The organism is Streptomyces sp. NEAU-YJ-81, from assembly GCF_017592595.1.
Taxonomy (GTDB): domain Bacteria; phylum Actinomycetota; class Actinomycetes; order Streptomycetales; family Streptomycetaceae; genus Streptomyces; species Streptomyces hygroscopicus_B.
In genome coordinates this window covers 16,910-36,585 of record NZ_JAGFNO010000039.1, presented here as the reverse complement: position 1 = coordinate 36,585, position 19,676 = coordinate 16,910, and the positions used below count along the sequence as shown (strand labels likewise).

Below are 19,676 nucleotides of genomic sequence, written 5' to 3'. Positions count from 1 at the left end.
TCGTTCATCGGGACCGGCCGTCCGAATGGGCGTAATTGGTCTCCCGATAGACGTCATCGGCCGCACCGGCAGCTGGACTTCCTTGATCGGTGGAGAGTCCTGCCTGCTGGGCTGCGTCGAGAACCGCCTGTTTTGCGGCCTGGGCGGCCGCTTCGCGCTCACCGTTCAGATAGTTCTCTCGGTTTTCCACTATCTGGTCAGCTGCTTCCTGGGGGTCCTTGGTGTAATGATTGAGGGCAGCTTCCTGGATGTCTTCAACTGCCCAACCGACGATATCGCCGCCTACGGGTATCCTTCCTACGCCCATCTCCACGACGCGCGATACCCATTTATCTCCAGTCTCCAGCTTCTTGTTGTATTCATTGATCTTTTCCACGCTGTCGTCAGCTGCAGCTATCGCGTCCGCCCGGCCCGCGGAAGTAATACCAGAAATCTCCCCTCCAGGAGCAGAAGCGCGTGTGGCGACGGCGGAGAGCGTTTCGTCACCAGGGTTCGCCATGGCATCCCGGATAATTTCGGTGGTCACGGCCTGCTGGGCGTGCGTGATGGATGCATAGGCGTCGGGGTCTTCGGCCGTCGCCTGCAGGAATTGTTTGAGCTCGTCGCCCTCTCGATTCAAGTCACCAAGATATGCATCAGCGCCGAAGTGCCCGATGTAGCCAATTTGGTCGCCGCCGGCGAACGCCCTCTGAATGTCGTGCATGTAATCAGCCGACATATGGCCGAGACTGTCGGCGATTGGTGCGAGACTGCCATCCGCCTTGACGAGGTCTGGGTTCGATCCGATTCTTTCCACTACTGTGTGGAAGAGATCCGCCCGTTCCTGAGTGTGCTTCACCGAGGGGCCGTCGCTGTCATATGCCCGGCCGGTCGTGGCGGACTCAAGAGCGTGTCCTAGTGCATCCTTCCCGAACGTCTTACTCTTTTCGTCCGGCAGGACGTAGCCGCTTGTCTTGTCCGCGGGCCATTCGCGGCCGCCCTTCCCGTCCTTGTCGCCCAGGAAGTAGTCAAGGTTGCTTAGCTTCTTGAGGCCGTCGTCGGCGCCTTCGCCGGTGGAGCCGTTGAAGAATGCGGTGGATGCCTCAGGGCTGTGCCCGAAGGCTTCCAGGACCCCCGTCATCGGATCCCAACCGGGGCCGCCCTTTTTGTCGAGGTTGAGGCCGAAGTGATTCTCGCCGTTGAACTGGTCGGGAATGGGCCAGCCGCCACCTTTTCGTTCGATGGTGACCATGTCCTCGGCAACGGGGACGAGGAAGCTCTTGTCGTAGTTTCCGTGTCGCAGCAAGGACGAGAGGGCCTGATATCCGACGGGCTCGGCGTGGTCGAACCCTATGCCCAGCTCAAGTTTGTTTCGGCCGACCCGTTTGAGCTCTGACTGCCACGCCTTACCGAGGTAGTCCTTGTTCTCGCGGAACGCGGTGTCGGGGTTGTCCTTGCCAGTGGGCGGGTCGGTAGCGGTCGCCAGGGCTACACCCATGCTTGTTTGAATGCTGTGTGCCAGCTTGAGCTGGGTCTTGTCTCCCTCCGCCGAGGCGTCGATGGCGATTTGCGCCTCGAAACGGAGCGCGTCCTTGGGCCCCAGAGCCTTGTAGAAGTCGACCGAGAACTCACGATCCTTGGCGTTGTCCGAGAGCAGTTGCTTGAGCTCTGCGAGCTCCTTGGTGCTGAGCTCCTCGCCCTGCTTGTACTTGGCGAGGCTCTTCTTAGCCAGCTGAACCGCTCGCTCGGCCTGGACGTCATCCAGTGAGTCGTACTTCGCGTGGCCGAAGTTGTGGCTGTCGCTGCCGTGGATCTTCTTCAGGGCGCCTGCCACGGAGTTGTCGATTTCGTCCGCCTTGGCGATGAGGTTGTTGATCCGGCTCGCCAGGTCGTCCAGATAGTCGAGTTGCTTCTGTGTGCGCTGGTCGCTGTCTCCGCGCTGATGGAGATAAACGCAGTACACCGTGCCGTCGTCCAAGCCTGTGACCCGGACGTTCTTGCTCTTGGCCTCGACATCTACGAGTTTCTTGATGTCCGACTGGACCGAGACGAGGTCCGAGTGCGCGTCCCGGAGCATGCTCCAGATGCCCTTGGCTTCGGTGTGGGCGTCGCCGAACTCCTTGGCCGTCTTGCGTACGAACGGTTTGGTGACGTCGGAATTGGCGCCTGCCCAGCGGGCGGCGTCGGCCTGCTTCACCATGCCGTCAACGGCGTCGGTGGCCAGCGTATCGAGCTGGTCCACCATCTCCTTCCAGTCGTCGGCCGCGGCTCCGAGACTGCTGAAGGAGACGTGATAGATGTCGTCGAAGGTCAGGCGTGCCATGGCAAGTCCCCTTTACTTGCAGTACTTGGAGATTTCGGAGACCGGCATGGCGCTGCTGTCCCTCCGTGCCATGGACGCAGCGATCTTCGCATCCTCATTGGTATGCGACTTTTTTGTGTAGTCGAGGTGGTTCGAGATATGAGCGCACGCCTGGAGGAGCGTCTTGAGCTGATCGTTCCACACCATCGCTGTCGTCGTCAGGGCATCGCCCATGGTGAAGTGGTGTGAGGAGAGGACAGTCGCCGCCTTGGAGGTTGACCCGTCGTCTTTGGCGCCGCGGGTAATATCGCCGGCTTTCTTGAGACGGCCGTGCAGTGTGTACGCCTCATGGCCCACCCGGCCCAGGTCGTCCTGGTTCACGACCAGATCGCCCTGAGAGGACGTACTGGCCGCGCCTCCGCTGTCCGCGTGGTTGAGGCGCATACGTGTCGACTGTTTGTCCGCGGCTGCGGCCCGAAGCTGGGACCACTCGGCGTCGAACGTCATACTTCCCCCAAAATGCATGAAGCCGCGTGGTCTGCACGGCAGTTGTGCCCCAAAAGCTAGCAACTGCGTGGGGTCTCGCCCACTATGTTCAGTGCTACTGCTCCGGCAGCCACCCCACCTGGGTCAGCGGCACTCCACGCTTACGCGAGACGAAGAAGCCACGACCCGGCGGCATGGGCCGCGGGCGGACCCCGCCGAAGACGTCGCCCTCGCCGGGGTCGCCGGACAGCACCATGCCCTGGGCGCCGAGTTCCTTTACGCGTTGCATAAAGGACTCGAACATCGAACGGGAGGAGCCTGCGGAATTGCGGGCGATGATGAAGCGCATGCCGACGTCGCGGGCGAAGGGCAGGTTCTCGGTGAGGACTGCCAGCGGGTTGCCGCTGCTGGTGGAGACCAGCTCGTAGTCGTCGATGATGACGAAGAACTGGGGGCCGCTCCACCAGCTGCGGTCGCGGAGCTGCTGCGGGGTGATGTCCGGCTTGGGGGCGCGTCGCTCCATCAGGCCGTTCAGCGCACTGGCATGGAGTTCGAGTGCGGACGCGATCGGAGCGTACTCGAGGAGATGGCTGTCCGGGATGACCCCGAGCAGGGAGCGGCGGTAGTCGCCGACCACGATCTTCGCTTCATCCGGACCGTACCGCTCGATGATCTGCTTGGCGATCAGACGGATGAGCGATGTCTTGCCCGACTCGCTTTCACCGAAGATGACGAAGAACGGGTCGGTGTCGAAATCGATGAATACCGGCTCCAGGTTTGTCTCGTCGATGCCGATCGCAATGCCGTGCTGTGGGTATTCGAAGCCCTTGGGCAGCTCGTCCGCGCGGAGCTTACGCGGGAGCAACCGCACGCGCGGGGCGGGCGGGCCGGACCAGGCGGCGCTGACCGCGCGGACCAATTCGGTCGTGGCCTCCGTCATGCTGTTGGGGTCGTGGCCCTTGTCGATACGCGGCTGAGCGCCCATGAAGTGAAGCTTTTCCGGGAGTTGCCCGCGGCCGGGGACGCCGACCGGGACGTTCGCGGCGACCTTGCGGTCGAACTCCGAGTCCATCGTGTCACCGAGACGCAGCTCCAGCCGGTTGAGCAGCTGGTCCTTCAGCGACGCGCGGACCTCCATGTTGCGGGAGGCGGTGATGACGACATGGACGCCGTAGCCGAGCCCTCGGCCGGCGATGTCGGTCACGATGCCTTCCAGCATGTCGTACTCGGCCTTGAAGTTGCCCCAGCCGTCGACGATGAGAAAGACATCGCCCCAGCCCTGATCGGCGTGTTGCCCTGCCGCCCGCTGGCGCCGGTAGGTGCCGATGGAGTCGATGTTCTTGGCGCGGAAGTACTCCTCACGCCGGGCGAGAACCCCGGAGACCTCCGCGACGGTCCGTCGCACCTTCTCCGGGTCCAGACGGGAGGCGACCCCGCCCACATGCGGCAGATCCGCGATGGCACTCATACCGCCGCCACCGAAGTCGAGTGCGTAGAACTGCACCTCGGCGGGGGTGTGGGTGAGGGCGAAGCCCGTGACCAAGGCGCGCATCAGAGTGGACTTGCCGGACTGCGGGCCGCCCACCACCAGCATGTGGCCCGCGGCGCCGGAGAAGTCGCGGTAGAGAATGTCGCGCCGCTGCTCGAACGGCTTGTCGATGAGGCCCAGAGGAACGACAAGCCCGCCCGGCCTGGCGTAGTCCGCCGACTGCAGACCCCGCTCCCGGGTAGGGGCCAGCGGCGGCAGCAGCTCGTCCATGGACGGCGCCTCGTCCAGGGGAGGCAGCCAGACCTGGTGGGCGGGCTGCCCCTGGCCTTCCAGGCGGCTCACGATGACGTCCAGGACCGTCTCGGCCAGTGCGTCGTCCTCGGGCTGGGCCGGGGCGTTCAGCCTCGCCGGATCCGGGGCGGCGTAGGTCACCGGGACCGGGGCGGCCGTGAACAGCACCGGCCGGCGCTCGACGGGCAGGGACGCGCTGTCGAATTGCGCGGGGGCCGTGCGGTACGTGCCGGAGACGTACGCGGCCTTGAAGCGGGTCATCTCGTCGGTGCCGAACTTGAGATAGCCGGAGCCGGGCACGGGGGGAAGGTGGTAGGCGTCCGGCACGCCCAGGGCGGTACGGGACTCGGCGGCGGAGAAGGTGCGCAGACCGATGCGATAGGAGAGGTACGTCTCCAGGCCGCGCAGGCGGCCCTCCTCCAGCCGCTGCGAGGCGAGCAGCAGATGCACACCCAGCGAACGGCCGATTCGGCCGATCTGGATGAACATCTCGATGAAGTCCGGCTTCGCCGTCAACAGCTCGCTGAACTCGTCGATCACCAGAACGAGTGATGCCAGGGGTTCCAGCGGGGCTCCGGCCGCCCGCGCCTTCTCGTAGTCGTGCATGTTCGCGTAATTGCCCGCCGAACGCAGCAGCTCCTGACGACGCTGCAGCTCACCGGTGATCGAGTCGCGCATGCGGTCGACCAGCGTCAGGTCGTCGGCGAGGTTGGTGATGACCGCGGCCACGTGCGGCAGCTCCGACATGCCCGCGAAGGTGGCGCCGCCCTTGAAGTCCGCGAGGACGAAGTTGAGGGTCTCGGACGAATGCGTGACCGCCAGCCCCAGCACCAGTGTCCGCAGCAGCTCCGACTTGCCCGAGCCCGTCGCGCCGACGCACAGACCGTGCGGGCCCATACCCTCCTGCGCCGCCTCCTTCAGGTCCAGCATGACCGGGGAGCCGTCCTCCGAGACCCCGATCGGCACCCGCAGCCGCTCGGCCAGCGAGCGGGGCCGCCAGGTGCGGGAGACGTCCACCGAACCGGCGTCGCCCAGCCCCAGCAGCTCGGTGAAGTCGAGGTTGGCCAGCAGCGGCTCATCGTCGTCGTCCCCGCCCATGCGCAGCGGCGCGAGCTGCCGCGCGAGCGCCTCCGCCGCCTCCACGGACAGCGAGTCGGGTGTGCCGTCGTATCCGGCGACCTGCGACTCCAACTGCAGCCTGCCCGGCCGTACGACGATCGACAGACCGCCGCGCGGCTCGTCGAGTTCGCCCGCCACGACCTCGATGACGGTGACGCCCTGCAGCCCCTCGGCCGCCGCGAACGCCGAGTCCGGCGGCACCATCGCGCCGTCGAGCACGAGCACCAGATGGGGCTGGTCGAGGAGCGGCTGCCCGTCCCTGCTGAAGCGGGTACGGCCTTCCAGCCGCCCCCTCAGCAGCTCCTCCACCTCGGCCAGGGAGTCGCCGAACAGCCGCCGCGAGCCCGCGCCGTCGAAGGACCCCGGCACCTGCGCATGGGGGAGCCACTTCGTCCACTCCCACTGCTCCGCCGCGCCGCGCGAGGCGACCGTCGCGATGACGAGGTCCTCCGGCGAGTGCAGGGTGGCCAGTTGGGCGATCAGTGCCCTGGCGATCCCGTTCACCTGCTCCGGAGCTCCGGACACGGTCATGTGGTAGAAGGCGCGCAGCGACACCGCCATGGGCAGGTTGGCCAGTGACCCCTGGGTCGCGAGAAAACGCTGCATCGCGCCTGCCGTCAGCGGCTCCAGCTCGTCCACGGTGGCGGTCTCGGGGGCGATCAGGGGCGTGGAGAGCTGCTGCGTTCCGAGCCCGAGCCGCACCTGCACGAAGTCGTGGTCGGTCAGCCGCCGTTCCCACACCCGGCTGCCCTCGGCGACGATCGACCAGAGCTGCTCCGGGGCGGGGTGCAGATAGAACTGGGCGTCGCGCTGCCGCTGGGCCGTGCGCCGCACGGTCCGGCGCGTCTGCGCGAGGTACTTGAGGTAATCGCGACGCATGTCCGCCCGCTGGCCCTGAGAGCCCTGCCGATGCCGCATGACCATGGCGATGGTCATGGCGAGCGTGGAGAACATCATCATGACGCCCATGATCTTCATCATCGGGGCGGCACCCGGCATGAAGAAGTAGACCATCGACGAACCCATGCCGAGCGTCGGCAACAGCTGCATGAGCATGCCTTCTTGCTGCCCGCGCGGCAGTTCCGGGGGTGGTTCGAGGCGGAGTTCCTCGGTCGGCACCTCGGGCGGCAGAGCCCTTGGCTGGCGCTTGACGACGACCTGGCTCACCGGATCCCTCATCCCTCCACACGGAGGGACAGTTCTCGTCCGGCACCCCCGTGGCGACGGCCTCCCTCCGCGAGTCAGCGATCCTATCGACGTATCAGCTCCAGAGCCCCGGTAGGGTGGCCGCCGCGCGCATGACACCGGCGATGTCGCAGACCGAACCAGGGGGCCTTACACGTGAGTACGTCCGCAACAACCGGTTTCTGCAGGGTGACCGTCGTCGCGCCCGACAGCCGGATCGATGTCGCTCTCCCGGAGGACATCCCTGTCGCCGACGTTTACCCGGAGATCCTGCGCCTGACGGGGCAGACGCAGCCGACCGGTGCTCCCACCGGGTATCACCTGGTACGACGCGACGGCACCGTCCTGGACAGCAGCCGCTCTCTCCTGGCCCAGCAGATCCTGGACGGGGAACTGCTGGCTCTGCGGCCCTTCGCCGAGTCGCTGCCGCCCGCCGTCTATGACGATGTGTCCGATGCGATCGCCTCCGCGGTCACACGCGACCGCACGCTGTGGAACGACCGGTTCCTGCGGGCCGCGGGGCTGCTCGGAGGGGCGCTGCTCCTGATCCTCATGGGCTTCGTGCTCTGGTTCGCCGATCCCGTCAAGCACGACATGCACGGCCTCCCGGGCATCATCGCCGCCGCCGTCGGCGTGCTGTTGACCGCCCTCGCCGGCGTGCGGGCACGGGTGTACGAGGACCGCGCCTCCGCGATCGCCCTCGGCATGGCCGCCCTTCCTCATCTCATGATCGCCGGGTCGGGGGTCATGGCCCTGGACGCGGGAGAGGGCGTCGGGCGGCTCCAGTTCCTGCTCGGCTGCGTCACCGTGCTCGTCGGCTCGGCCGTCCTGGTTATCGTCATGCCCAGTGGCGACGCTCCTTTCGTCGCGGCCGTGTTCGCGGCGAGTGTCGGGACCCTGGCCACCTTCTGCGAGATCCTCACCGACGCCGGCGCCACCGAGACTGCCGCCGTGTGCGCCGTCGTCGCGATCGGAGTGATCGCCTTCCTGCCGGGGCTGTCGGCGCGTGTCGCCCGTCTGCCCATCGGCTACGCCGCGCCCCGCTCGTCGGCCGATGACCTCGACGCCGGCCCCGACGCCGAGCCCCTCGACATCCACCGCATCGCCGCCCAGACCCGGCGCGGTCACGAGATGCTGCTGGGCATGGTCGGCGGCTGCTCGGCCGTCGTCGTGGGTGCCGCCGCGGTCCTGGGTTTCTCCGAGGGCGTGTGGGCGCAGCTTCTCGCGCTCGCGGCCGGTCTGGCGATGCTGCTGCGTGCCCGCCTCTTCCGGTACACCGCCCAGGTTGCCGCCGTCTTCGGCGCGGGTCTGCTCGCCCTCGCCCTGCTCGTACTCGGGCTGTCGCTGAACCCGCCGGCCGACGCGGTCCTCAAGCTCCTGACCGAGAACGACCGTGGGCCGCTGGACATCCGGACGATCTGGCTCGCCGTGTCCGTGACCGTGGGCGCAGGCTTGATCATCGGCGTCGCTCTGGTCATTCCGAAGAAGGGCCTGTCACCCTTCTGGGGACGTCTGTCCGACCTGGCCGAGAGCGCGTTCCTGCTCTCTCTGGTACCCCTGTGTCTCGCCGTGCTGGACGTCTACAGCTCGGCACGGAGCCTGACCAGTGGCTGAGGCGTGTCCACCGCGCGTCTGTCGGTTCGATGGGGCCCGGCCGCGCGCTGGGCGCGGCTCTTGCGGGGGATACCTGAACGGGCATCAGTACCGCTGAGCCCGTTGGTGTCCCCGATCGTCCACTTTTAATCACACAGAGGACGGCTTCCTCGAAGCGTCCTCAATGTTTCGTCCAGCGCTCCGACGAGACCGGCACTTTCTCCGGTAGCTGCGACTTCTCCGAGCAGCCCAGGGAATCTGCGAGACTCCGCGATACGGAATTCAGAATCGATATTCTTGCGTGGTCAGTGTCCTTCTTGGAAAGTGACGACTTCGAGCTGCGCAGATTACCGTGGACCAGGTCCGGAACGTCCTTGTTCTTGGCGGGGCAAGAGAAGTAAATATCCGCCCCGCTCCCCGACGCACGGGCATGCCGCCCGATGGGGAAGACGATCCATTCATTCGCGTTGCTCGACTCGAAGCTGCTACGTGTCGGATACTCGGTGCGACGCGAGAAGTCGATCTGTATTGCTGGGCTATCCGCGTCCGGAAGGTAGATCTCACAGGCGCTTCGAACAATGCTCGACGATGACTTGAGTTTCTCGGCAACACTCTCGAGCGTAACCTCGTCGGTCTGTTCGAAGGCGTCCGCGCCGGTGAGCTTGCGTAGGTCCTGTGCTGCCTGTCCAGTTATCGACGCGTCACATACCTTCGTGGCCGAAAGACCCTTTGGATTCTCCTCGTTCGCCTTCTTCTGGTCGCCGTCTGAGTTTGAGCACGCACTGGTGAGTACGAGGAGAGAGACCGAAGCGATGAGAAGAGTACCGCGCGCCAGTGGCTTCAGCCGAGGTTCTTGTGAGGACATCAGAGGAGCGTGCACTGGTGGTCAGTCCTTCTTGTAAGGAGGTCGCCCTCGGTATTTTTCCTCGTTCGGCCCGGTCCCGTAGTGCATGTGAGGTCTTGGTGACGAACTCGCGTGTGACGGTCGCATTCTCGCCCGCCCAGTCAGCTTTCTTGGCGCGCCCTTGTAATGCCTCCTCGGCGTCCCACTTAAGTGACTCGAGCTTGTTGATCATTTCGGTCCAGTCGGTCACTGCTGTGCCGAGGGACGAGAAATTTCCATGGAGGAGGGCTTCAAACTTCATGGTCTGCGCTCCTAGCGGAAGTTCTCGTCGAGAGTCTCATAGCTGAACGAGGCGGCGATGTAATGTTCGTCGCCTGCATCCGCCTTCTTGGTGTAATCCCAGATGATTGGAGATATGGGCGCAAGCGGCAAGTAGCGAGTTGACTTGAGTGCGCCAGGTTTCGACGACGTCGCTTAGCGCTCCGCCGATTTCGAAGTCGTCCTTGAGGTCTTTGGCGGCCGTGGCGCTGGTGGTCTGGGCGTGATCGCCGTCCTTGTCGAGCCGCTGGTAGAGCTTGAATGCCGCGTCACCGATTGCCGCCAAGTCCTTCGCCTTGACGCTCAAGTCCCCCTTTTGATCCGCAGGACTCGGGGCGGCACCACCTGGGCCGTCGAGCTGATTGAGGCGCATGCGCGTTTCCTGTCGCTATGCGGCCTCGGATCTGATCTGGGCCCATTCATCCTCGAATGACACATTTACCCCCACGGCTGAACACCGCCAGCGAGTCTGGTGATTGCTGCAAGGCGTGAAGCTACCAGGGGGTGTGTCCGTTTACGGCCCTTCTATGTGCCGTTCTCGTGGCCCGAGTCGCAGGTACGCATGACGCCCTGGGGAAGGACTTCCGGGCTGGAGCGCCGCATGGAACGAGAACTCCGAACCGTTCGTCCGGACGAAGACCTCTGAGGTTGTCCTTGACGATCTTGCTTCGCGCTGCGGAGCTCGCGCGAGTCCGACTCGGCCGCAGGCCAGGTGGTTGGTGCTTAGAGTGCTGTCGGACCAGCCGGGCAGGAGCCGGAGGCGACGACGTCTGCGGCGAGAATCTGCCTTGTGGCGGCTGTGGCCGGAGTAGGTAGGGTGGCGGGGCACACGCTACGGAGCACCTGTGGCATCTGCGGTATCGGCGCAGGAAGTTACTGGAAGCGACCGGACCGCCACCTGACCTTCACCGCCTCCAACAGCTATGTCGGTGGAGTCGTTTCCGAAGGCATGCCCCGGCGGCTGACGGAGGTGCTCTGCATACCGTGGGGGTGGGGGGACATGGAACCGCTGAGCGAGGACGACCCGCGGCGGCTTGGGCCTTATCACCTCATCGCCAGGCTGGCTCCTGGTGATGACGACCCCCAGGCGGTCGCCCGCCTCTTCCTCGCTCGCAGTGCCGGTGGGGTCCGCACGGTGCTGATCAGCACGCCGTCTGCCGAGTTCGCCGACGACGCGGCGTATTGGGGCCGCTTTCTGACGGAGGCGGAGAACGCACGGCGGCTCGGCGGCGCTCGGCCGCTTGCCTGTCTCACCCCCGTAGAGATCTCGGGCAGCGCGTCGGACCTCCCCTGGAGCGCGTTTCCGTACCGCCCGATGCTGCCCCTGCCGGGCGTGTTGCAGGTGTGTGGAGGGCCGCTTCCGATCCGGACAGTACGTGCGGTGGGGGCGGCTCTGGCCGAGACGCTGGCAGAGATCCACGGGGCGGGCCTCACCCACGCGGGGATCACGCCGGGGACCGTGTTCGTGGCGGGTGACGGGCCGTGGCTGGGAGGCTTCGGCGCGGTACGGACAGCGGGGCCGGACGGGCAGAAGCGGGTGGGCCTTTCCGGGCCGGCCGCGGACGTCCTGCCTCCGGAGCAGGCGGCGGGTGGGCGCCCGCGGCCGCTGGGGGACGTCTACTCGCTGGGCGCGGTCCTGGCGTACGCGGTGACCGGGCGGCGGCTGCCCGACGCGGGCGATCTGCCGCAGGAGCTGAGGAGCATCGTGCTCCCGTGTCTCGCTCCGGACCCGGCGGACCGGCCGACGGCGGCGGCGTTGGCGGACGGGCTGACCCGCGGGGTGCGGCTCCCGCCGCCGGCAGGCGTGACGGCGGTCCCCTCAGGACCCACGCCCACGGTCTTCGACGGCGGGCCCGCGCGTCCGCCCGCGCCGGTGCCGTCCGGCGGGCCCGGTTCGACCGCGCTGGACGGGGGCACCTGTGGGGCGGCGGCGTTGCTGAGCCCCGGCTGGCTGCCGGCACCGGTGGTCGTCGCACTGGCCGAGCAGTCCTCGGCGACGCTGGCGGCGGAGGTCGAGCCGGCGGAAGCGGAGTCGACGGCGGACGCGCCGCTCGAGGTGGGGGCACCGGCCCCGGGGGAGGCGCCCGGCGCGTCCGAGCCCATCGCCGCGGGCCGGGGGGACACGCCCGGCGCCCCGCACGCGCCGACCCGCCTGTCCGGCGGCGTGACCGCTGCCAGGAGTCCGTCTCGACAGGACGCCGCACGCCCGTCCAGGCGAACCCTGCTCATCGGGGCGGCCGGTGGCACGGCCGGTATCACGCTCGGCGGTGCTGCGACGTGGATGGCGACTGACGAGGACCCGCCACCGCCCACCACGGCTGAGCGACTGGCAGCGGCCACTCACTCCCGCCGTCGGCTCGTCGGCGCCCCGCCCACACCGCTGTGGCGCCATGACCTGACCGGCGGGCCACCGACACACCCCCCGCTCATCTGGGCGGACAAGGTAGCCGTCGTCGCGAACGATACGGCCGTCACCGGAGTCGACCTCCATACGGGCAAGCGACTCTGGGCGCAGGACCAAATCCGGCCCAAGGGACGGCTTCTGTCCGTCGGTAAGGATTCGATCCTGGTCCCGGGTGACGGACTCGCCGCGCTGTCCGCCGGCACCGGCGACATCCAGTGGTGGCCGAAGAGCTTCCGGCCGGATGGCCACACTCCGTACGCCGCTCTGCTGGCGGCCGAAGGCGGGACCGTCTGGCTCGCTGCTGGTGGCCAGGGGAGCGGCTCAGCCGACGACGGTGTCGTGATCGCCTACGACCTGACCGGGCGGGAAGAACTCTGGCGCAGTCCCCTGCCCGGCGGCTTCAACGAGGGGTATCTGACGCAGGACGCCCTCGTCGTGCGGGGCGACACGTTCCTGGCCTTCGACCGGGAGCGGGGGACGCGGCAGTGGAAGCGGTCCTATGAGGGCGTGACCGGCGGACGGCCGGTGACCACCGACGGCCGCAGCACCCTCATCGCCGCTGTCAGCACCACCCTGCGCGGATACGGCCTGGCGCACGGTGGCGGGCCCGAGTGGAGCGTGCGGGCCAAGGGCGAGGCCGGAGCCGGGCGTACCGCTGACTTCGGCGCTCCGGTCGTGCACGACGACGTCGTTTACGCCTCCGACGGAGGCTACGCGGTCCACGCGCTGTCCACGGCCACTGGAGAGGTGCGATGGCAGCGCACCTACGCCTTCGCGATGAAGACGCTGTCCGGGGCCCGCACACCCGACACGGCCGTGGATCCGTCCGGGCGCACGGTGCTCACGGCGAATGACGTGGAAGTCGACGCTTTCGACGCGGAGGACGGCGCCCTGCGCTGGCGCTTCATGGACCTCGGCGCGGCGGACAAGGGGTCCGTCGTGGCTCGGCGCAGGGTGGCCGTGACGGACGACCTGGCCGTCGTCGTCAGCGGGAGAAGCGTCTACGCCTTGCCGTTGAGCTGAGCCAGGGCGCCAGGGAGGAGTGAATGGAACCGCAGCGAGAGGCCGAACCGACCCGGCTCGGCCCGTACCGCGTCATCGGCACGCTGGACGCCGGTGGGCACGCCGACGACGCGCGCCGCCGTATCGTCCGGGACGAGCGCACCGGCCGCACGGCCGTGCTGATGCTGCCGCACAAAGCCCTCGCCGACGACTCCGGATACCGGGTGCGGTTCCGGTCGGAGGCCGAGAACTCCCGTCGTCTGACCGGGCCTTGGGCGGCTCCCGTGATCGATGTCGCCGGCCCCGACGCGGATCTCCCCTGGGTCGCGTACACCTGCTTCCCCGCCCTGCCGCTTCCCGCCGCGCTGGCCGCCTGCGACGGCCCCCTTCCCGAACCCACGGTGCGCGCGCTCGGCGCGGTGCTCGCTCACGCCGTCGCGCACTGGCATGCGAGCGGCCTCGTGCACGCCGGGATATCGCCGCAGGCCACGCTCGTCATGGCCGACGGGCCCCGGCTGACCGGGTACGGACTGGTGCGAGCGGCGACGCCGCACGGCCCGGACCACGGCGCGCCGCTCGGGGCCGACGCCTTCAGCCTGCCGCCGGAACAGCGAGCGGGTGAACGGCCCAGCCCGGCCGGGGACGTCTACGCACTGGGCGCCGTGCTCTGCTACGCCGCGACCGGCCGCCCGGACGTGGCCGAGCAGACGCGCGCGGCACTGCCGGAACCGCTGAGAGAGCTGCTCGCGGCCTGTCTCGCCCAAGAGCCCGGGCAGCGGCCCCGGCCGGACGCGGTGGCCCGGGAGCTCCGGGCGGCATCGGCCCCCGAAACGGTCGGCCGTCTGCCCGACGCCGTGGCGACGGCCCTTGCCAGGCAGGCCGCCGCGTATCCGGCGGAGGTTCCCGTGAGGCCCCCCGCGCCCGTCGAGGAGGCGGCTGCCACCGCGCCGCCGGGTCGCTCCCGGCGCGCCCTGGTCGTCGGTGGCCTCTCCGGAGCGGTCGGCCTCGCGCTCGGGGCGGGCGGAGTGGCCGGTTGGCGGGCGGTCGGCGAGGGTCCGGGATCCCGCGGGACGTCCGACCGGCGAGGGATCGCGCCCGCTCCGCTGTGGCGCCATGACATCGGGAGCGAGCCACAGCAGACGCCGCTGCTCTGGCGCGGCAGGACCGCCCTTGTCTCGACCACCGACGCCGTGACCGCGCTGAATCTCCGGACCGGCAAGAAGATCTGGTCGCGCGACGATCTCTATCCCATGTCCGCCCTCACGTTGCTCGGCAACGGGACATTCGTCTCCCCGGACACCTCGGCCTTCTCCGTGGTCTCGCTCGCCACGGGCCGCATCAAGGGGGTGGAGCGGCGGTACGACGGAGTGGAAGGCCCGGCGATCTACCAATTCCTCGGGGCCGTCAAGAACATCTGCTGGTTCCTGACCAGAAGGTATGCCAGTGGGGGAGCGGAGAGCGGGGACCATGCGGTGGTCTGCTACGACTCCGTGCGGCGCAAGGAGATATGGCACACGCCGCTTCCCGCTCCCTATCGGGGAGACGGCACGACCACCGCGCTGTGGCTCAGCACCATGCTGCTGCTGCCGAGCCAGGGGGACGACGCCGCCGAGGACACCTCCTCGTACCTGGCACTCGACCGCCGTAGCGGCCGGAAGCTGTGGACCCGAAAGTTCCGTGGGATGAAGGACGAGAGCGCCGAGCAGCGTCTGGTGGCTCCGGGAGATCTCCTGGTCTCCTGCGACGACCATGTGCTGAGGGCGTACCACATCTCCGACGGTGAAGAACGTTGGCGGATCGCGACCAAGGGCAGGGTGTCCGGCGCTCCGGCCGCTCAGGGGCGGTCGGTTTACGCCACCGATTCCCGCGCCACCACCTATGCCGTCGATGCCCGCAGCGGCAGCGCGAGGTGGCGGCGCGGAAGTGCCGCTCCCCTGGAGTCCTCGTGGACGAGGGGCGATACCGCGGTGAGCCACTCGGGCGCCACGGTCTTCCAGGTGACCGATTCGGAGATCGAGGCCCTGGACGCGGCGGACGGTTCGCTGCGGTGGCGGTCGGCGCTCGCCGGAAGGGGCCAACAAGCCGCGGTCCCGGGCCAGGTCGTGGGCGTCGCACCCGGAATCGTCCTCGTCCTGAACGGCACCATCCTCTACGCACTGCCAGTGGACTGATACGGATACCGATGGTCTCTCCTCTCACCCACGACGATCCGCAAGCCCTCGGTTCGTACACCCTTCTCGCCCGGCTCGGCGGCGGCGGAATGGGCACCGTCTATCTCGGCCGCTCGCCCAAGGGACGGATGGTCGCCCTCAAGACCGTGCACACCCAGTACGCCGGGCAGGCCGAATTCCGTGCCCGGTTCCAGCTGGAGACCGACGCGGCACGCGTCATCGGCGGACAGTACGGCGCACAGGTCATCGACGCCGATCCCCTTGCCCCGACGCCCTGGCTCGCCACCGAATACGTCCTCGGCCCGCCGCTGGACGACGCGGTCGCGCTCTGCGGTGCCCTGCCCGAACGGGCCGTACGGGCGCTGGGAGCCGCCCTGTGCGACGCGCTCGCCCAACTCCACCGGTCCGATGTGGTCCACCGCGACCTCAAGCCCTCCAACATCCTGCTGACCGCCCTCGGCCCCAAGGTCATCGACTTCGGCATCGCCCGCGCGGCGGGCGACGACCGGCTGACCCGTACGGGCGCGGCGGCCGGAACACCCGCCTATATGTCGCCCGAACAGGTGGCCGGTGGCGAACACGCCGCCGCGGGCGATGTGTTCGCCCTCGCCGGAGTGCTCGTCTTCGCGGCCACCGGCCGCCCGCCCTTCGGCAGCGGACAGCCCGCGGATCTGCTCTACCGGGTGCGGTACGCCGAGCCCGACCTGTCCGGGCTGCCGGAGGGGCTGAGGGCGACGCTGGCGCTGTGTCTCGCCAAGGATCCCGGAGCGCGGCCCGGCACGCTGGAGCTGGGAGAGCGGCTCGGCGCGGGCACCGAGTACGCCGATGACCTGCGGCGGTTCGCGGACGATCTGCCGGATCCGGTCCTCGCGGAGATCGCGCGGCGCTGCACGGCCGTATGGGAGGTCCAGCCCGGCAGGCTCCCGGCTCCCCGGGCAGAGCCCCGTACCGAAACCGCCGGGCTGCGGCGGGTGGGAGCCGCGCTCTCCCGGCGGAAGCTGATCGCAGCGGTGGGTGGCGGTGCGCTCGTGGCCGGCGGGGCGGCCGGGGCTTGGGCCTGGTTCGGGCCGGACGGGTCCGACGGCGGTACGTCCGCGACGCCCCGCTCCACCCGGCGCCCTGCCGGTGCGGGGCCACGTCTGGTGTGGAAGATGTCGGTCCCCGGGGCGACCACGGACGTCAAGTCCCTGATCGTCGGGGACCATGTCGTGATCGTCCACGACAACGGGTTCCTTTGCGTGGACGCGAAGACGGGCGAAAAGCGGGGCGAGAGCGACCGGACCGTCCCCGTCGTCGTCGACGGGGACCGGCTCCTCGCCTGCGAGGCGGACGACCGGAGCGGCGCCACCACGATCGCTCCCGTCAACCTCGAGACGGGCAATCTCCAAACCCCGATCGCTCGTACCGGCGCGTTGGGCCTCGAACCGAAACTTCTCGCCGTGATGGACGGCACCTTGTTCGCCGAGGGATACGCGAAAGGCGGCGAGAAGCGGCAGGCCATCAGTCTGCGCACCGGGAAACGACTGTGGAGCCGAGCCATCGCCGCGGCTACCAGCGACCCCATCGCCGCGGTACCCGCCGGTGCCTCACTCCTGCGCTTCTCGGGGGAGCAGGCCATCTCCATCGACCCACGCGGCGGGGACCAGCGCTGGTCGAAGCGGATTCCGCTCGGATCGGACGCGGTGATCGCCCTGGACAGGTGCTTCGCCGTCACTGAAGATCGCCTGTTCACCGGTGGGCGGGAGCTTCTCGCACTGCGCACCACCGACGGCGCGACCGCATGGCGGTTCGGCGCCGAACGGACATCCGGGGAGAGCTACGACCCGAGCATGGAGCACTACGGCCCGCCGGTCGTCAAGGATGGCGTGGTCTACAGCGTCGAGCGGAGGAACGGCCTTATCGCCCTGGACGCGAAGAGCGGGCGGCTCCTGTGGCAGGAGAGCGCGGCAGCCGACCAGGCGACCGCCTCCGAGGCCTATGAATCCACCCCGGTCGTCGGTGAGAAGTACTTCTACGGTTCGCCGGAGAAGGACCGATGGGCCAGGGCTGTCGACCTCCGCACCCATCGCGCGGCGTGGACCTTCCAGGGCCCTTCCGGTGACAAGGACGGCGTATCCGCCTCCGTGATGCAGGCGCACCGCCGCGCGGGCCTGGTCGTCATCACCAGCGGCAAGACCGTATGCGCCATCCCGCTGGAATGACCTGGCACTCGGCCCGCCCGGCCGTCCCGCGGCCTCGTTGATCCCGACCAGCCCCCATCGACCAGGAGACCCTTCGTCATGAAACCCCTCGGCACCGGCGATCCGCTGCGCCTGGGCCCGTACCGCCTCATCGGCGTTCTGGGCGCGGGCGGCATGGGCCAGGTCTACCTCGGGCGGGACGGACAGGGCCGGACGGCCGCCGTGAAGGTACTGCGGCCCGAAGTGGCTCACGACCCCCACATGGCCCAGCGTTTCGTGCGCGAGGCGCACGCGGCGCAGGCCGTGCGGGGCGACGGTGTGGCGCGGGTGCTCGCGGCGCAGACCGAGGGCGGGCGGCCGTGGATCGCCACGGAGTTCCTCGCCGGGCCCACGCTCGACCAGGCCGTCGAGCGGTACGGCGCCCTGGAGGAGCCTGCCGTAAGGGCGTTGGGAGCCGCGCTGGTCCGCACGCTCCACGACATCCACGGTGCCGGGCTGGTCCACCGCGACCTCAAACCGTCCAACATCGTGCTGACCTCGCGCGGCCCGAGGATCATCGACTTCGGGATCGCCCGGCCCGAGCACGGGCTGACCCTGACCACCACGGGACAGACCGTCGCCACCCCCGGCTACGCCGCGCCCGAGCAGGTCCTGGGGCAGCGGACCGGCCCCGCGGGTGATGTGTTCTCCCTCGGGGTGGTCCTCGCCTACGCGGCGGGTGGACGGCCGGTCTACGAGGGCGGCCATGTAGCCGCCGTGCAGTACCAGGTGGTGCACGGCGAGCCGGAGTTGGGCTCGGTGCCCGGCGCGCTGCGGCCTCTGGTCGAGCCCTGTCTGTCCAAGGATCCCGGGGGCCGCCCCGGCCTCGACTGGCTCGGCCAGGCGCTGGCGCCGCCCCGGGGCGCGGACCGGGCCTGGAGGAGCGGACCGCTCGCGCAGGACATCGCACGGCGCGAGGTGGATGCCCGGCGCATGGCCGCGCTGCCCGGCGACCGGACGGGCCCCTCCCGGCGGCGGCTCATCGGCACGCTCGCCGCGGGCGGCACCGTGCTCGCGGCGGGTGGCGGAGGCGTCGCGTGGTGGCTGCTGCGCGGCGACGAGGCGGAGGCCGGCGGGCGGCCCTGGGAGGCCGAGCCGCTGGCGCGCTATGACGAAGGAACAGCCCCACAGCCGCTGTGGGGTCCGGTGCGCGTCGCAGAGCCGTCCGGTACCGATCTGCCCGCTCCGCTGCCCGTCCACGACCTCGTGGTCGTCGCGACCCCGAGCGGTGCTCTTCGCGCGTACGACGTGCGGAGGGGGAAGCGGCGGTGGACCTCCGAACGCACTGGCGCTGCCACCGCCCGCGTGCTCGCCGCGTCCGACGACGTCATCCTTACGGCCGACACCAAGGGGGCGCTGCTCGCGCTGGGCACCAAGGACGGCAGGAAGCGGTGGTCGGCGCCGGGTGCCGACGTGGCGGTGCTGCTCGGCGCCGACGAGGGCGCGGCGTACCTCGCCACACGCGGCGGTGGGATACGTGCCGTAGACCTCACCTCGCACAGCACTCTGTGGACGGTCCCGGCGCCCGTAAGGACATCCGCCAAGGCGCCGGCCGAAGCGGCGGTCGCCGAGGGCCGCCTGGTGATCCACGGATCCGACGGCAGCGTGTCCGCCCTCGACACCCGCACGGGCAGGACCGCCTGGGGCCCGCACGAGCAGGGGTCCACCACCGCACTCGCTCCCGCCGTCGCGGACGGCGTCGTCCACCTCGGCGGGAAGAACCTGAGGGCACTCGCCCTGGCGAGCGGTGAGGAGGAGTGGGCCCGCGCCGGACAGAGCGGGAGCGGCTGGAGCGCGCCGGCCGTTCGGAAGGGCGTTGTGTACGCCGTGGACGGAAACGACCTCTCGGCGCGGCGTGCGGATGACGGGGCGGAGATGTGGACGCTGCCGTTCGCGGCCGGCGACCGTCCCCTTGACGCCCCCGTCGCCGAGGGTGGCAGTGTGTGGGCGGCCGTCGACATGCGCGGGGACCAGGGCGTGGTGGCGGTCGATGTCCGCAGCGGAAGCATCGCTTGGCCGTACGCCCCGGGGGCCGAGGGAGGCTGGCGGCTCACGGCAGCCGGGAACCGCGTGTTCGCACTGCAGTCCGGCACCCTGACCGCCATGCCCGTCTTCTAGCCCCACCGCCCCCGGCCCCACCAGCGCCCCCACCCGGCCACCCCCACCAGCCCCCGCCCACCCCCCGCCAAGACGCTGGTAGTCTGTGTGCTGGCCGTTTGCGTACGCGTCCCCGGAGGCTCCGAGTCTCGGGAGACAGCGCCCAGCGGACCCCGC

The 19,676-nt window shown here is 69.1% G+C and carries 10 protein-coding genes; 5 read left to right on the top strand and 5 right to left on the bottom strand.

From position 1 onward, the window contains the following. Positions 1–4 precede the first annotated feature (4 nt). The 3 genes from J5X86_RS44075 to eccCa all read right to left on the bottom strand — a co-directional run bounded on the left by J5X86_RS44075 (position 5) and on the right by eccCa (position 6,833). On the bottom strand, positions 5–2,302 hold the full coding sequence (locus tag J5X86_RS44075; protein ID WP_208522242.1) for a hypothetical protein: 2,298 nt from the start codon (positions 2,300–2,302) through the stop codon (positions 5–7). A gap of 12 nt (positions 2,303–2,314) precedes the next feature. Next, a complete protein-coding gene (locus tag J5X86_RS44070; protein WP_208522241.1) occupies positions 2,315–2,788 on the bottom strand; it encodes a hypothetical protein in 474 nt (157 codons plus the stop codon). A 94-nt stretch (positions 2,789–2,882) separates the two neighbouring features. Next, positions 2,883–6,833: a type VII secretion protein EccCa gene (gene eccCa, locus J5X86_RS44065; RefSeq protein WP_208522240.1), complete on the bottom strand. Its 3,951-nt coding sequence runs from the start codon at positions 6,831–6,833 to the stop codon at positions 2,883–2,885. 174 nt (positions 6,834–7,007) lie between these two features. On the opposite strand from eccCa, the gene eccD reads away from it, so the two are divergent. Then, complete coding sequence (eccD, locus tag J5X86_RS44060; protein WP_208522239.1) at positions 7,008–8,465, top strand: type VII secretion integral membrane protein EccD; 1,458 nt, start codon at positions 7,008–7,010, stop codon at positions 8,463–8,465. A 160-nt stretch (positions 8,466–8,625) separates the two neighbouring features. Here eccD and J5X86_RS44055 read toward each other — a convergent pair whose 3' ends face one another. Further along, positions 8,626–9,309 carry a hypothetical protein gene (locus tag J5X86_RS44055; protein ID WP_208522238.1) on the bottom strand — a complete coding sequence of 228 codons (684 nt, stop codon included), beginning with the start codon at positions 9,307–9,309 and terminating at the stop codon, positions 8,626–8,628. A 316-nt stretch (positions 9,310–9,625) separates the two neighbouring features. Then, positions 9,626–9,979, bottom strand: coding sequence for a hypothetical protein (locus J5X86_RS44050; RefSeq protein WP_243983049.1), 354 nt, complete (start codon positions 9,977–9,979; stop codon positions 9,626–9,628). A 627-nt stretch (positions 9,980–10,606) separates the two neighbouring features. Between J5X86_RS44050 and J5X86_RS44045 the strand changes: the two genes are divergently transcribed. The 4 genes from J5X86_RS44045 to J5X86_RS44030 all read left to right on the top strand — a co-directional run bounded on the left by J5X86_RS44045 (position 10,607) and on the right by J5X86_RS44030 (position 19,520). Next, a complete protein-coding gene (locus tag J5X86_RS44045) occupies positions 10,607–13,033 on the top strand; it encodes a PQQ-binding-like beta-propeller repeat protein (RefSeq protein ID WP_208522237.1) in 2,427 nt (808 codons plus the stop codon). 23 nt (positions 13,034–13,056) lie between these two features. Next, on the top strand, positions 13,057–15,183 hold the full coding sequence (locus tag J5X86_RS44040; protein ID WP_208522236.1) for a PQQ-binding-like beta-propeller repeat protein: 2,127 nt from the start codon (positions 13,057–13,059) through the stop codon (positions 15,181–15,183). Between the two features lie 11 nt (positions 15,184–15,194). After that, positions 15,195–17,384, top strand: coding sequence for a PQQ-binding-like beta-propeller repeat protein (locus tag J5X86_RS44035; RefSeq protein ID WP_208522235.1), 2,190 nt, complete (start codon positions 15,195–15,197; stop codon positions 17,382–17,384). 78 nt (positions 17,385–17,462) lie between these two features. Beyond that, positions 17,463–19,520: a PQQ-binding-like beta-propeller repeat protein gene (locus tag J5X86_RS44030; protein WP_208522234.1), complete on the top strand. Its 2,058-nt coding sequence runs from the start codon at positions 17,463–17,465 to the stop codon at positions 19,518–19,520. Positions 19,521–19,676: the final 156 nt, after the last annotated feature.

Coding starts and splice junctions, on each gene's coding strand:
- J5X86_RS44075 (WP_208522242.1), bottom strand. CDS start 2,302: ATGGCACGCCTGACCTTCGACGACATCTATCACGTCTCCTTCAGCAGT.
- J5X86_RS44070 (WP_208522241.1), bottom strand. CDS start 2,788: ATGACGTTCGACGCCGAGTGGTCCCAGCTTCGGGCCGCAGCCGCGGAC.
- J5X86_RS44055 (WP_208522238.1), bottom strand. CDS start 9,309: ATGTCCTCACAAGAACCTCGGCTGAAGCCACTGGCGCGCGGTACTCTT.
- J5X86_RS44050 (WP_243983049.1), bottom strand. CDS start 9,979: ATGCGCCTCAATCAGCTCGACGGCCCAGGTGGTGCCGCCCCGAGTCCT.
- J5X86_RS44045 (WP_208522237.1), top strand. CDS start 10,607: ATGGAACCGCTGAGCGAGGACGACCCGCGGCGGCTTGGGCCTTATCAC.
- J5X86_RS44040 (WP_208522236.1), top strand. CDS start 13,057: ATGGAACCGCAGCGAGAGGCCGAACCGACCCGGCTCGGCCCGTACCGC.
- J5X86_RS44035 (WP_208522235.1), top strand. CDS start 15,195: ATGGTCTCTCCTCTCACCCACGACGATCCGCAAGCCCTCGGTTCGTAC.
- J5X86_RS44030 (WP_208522234.1), top strand. CDS start 17,463: ATGAAACCCCTCGGCACCGGCGATCCGCTGCGCCTGGGCCCGTACCGC.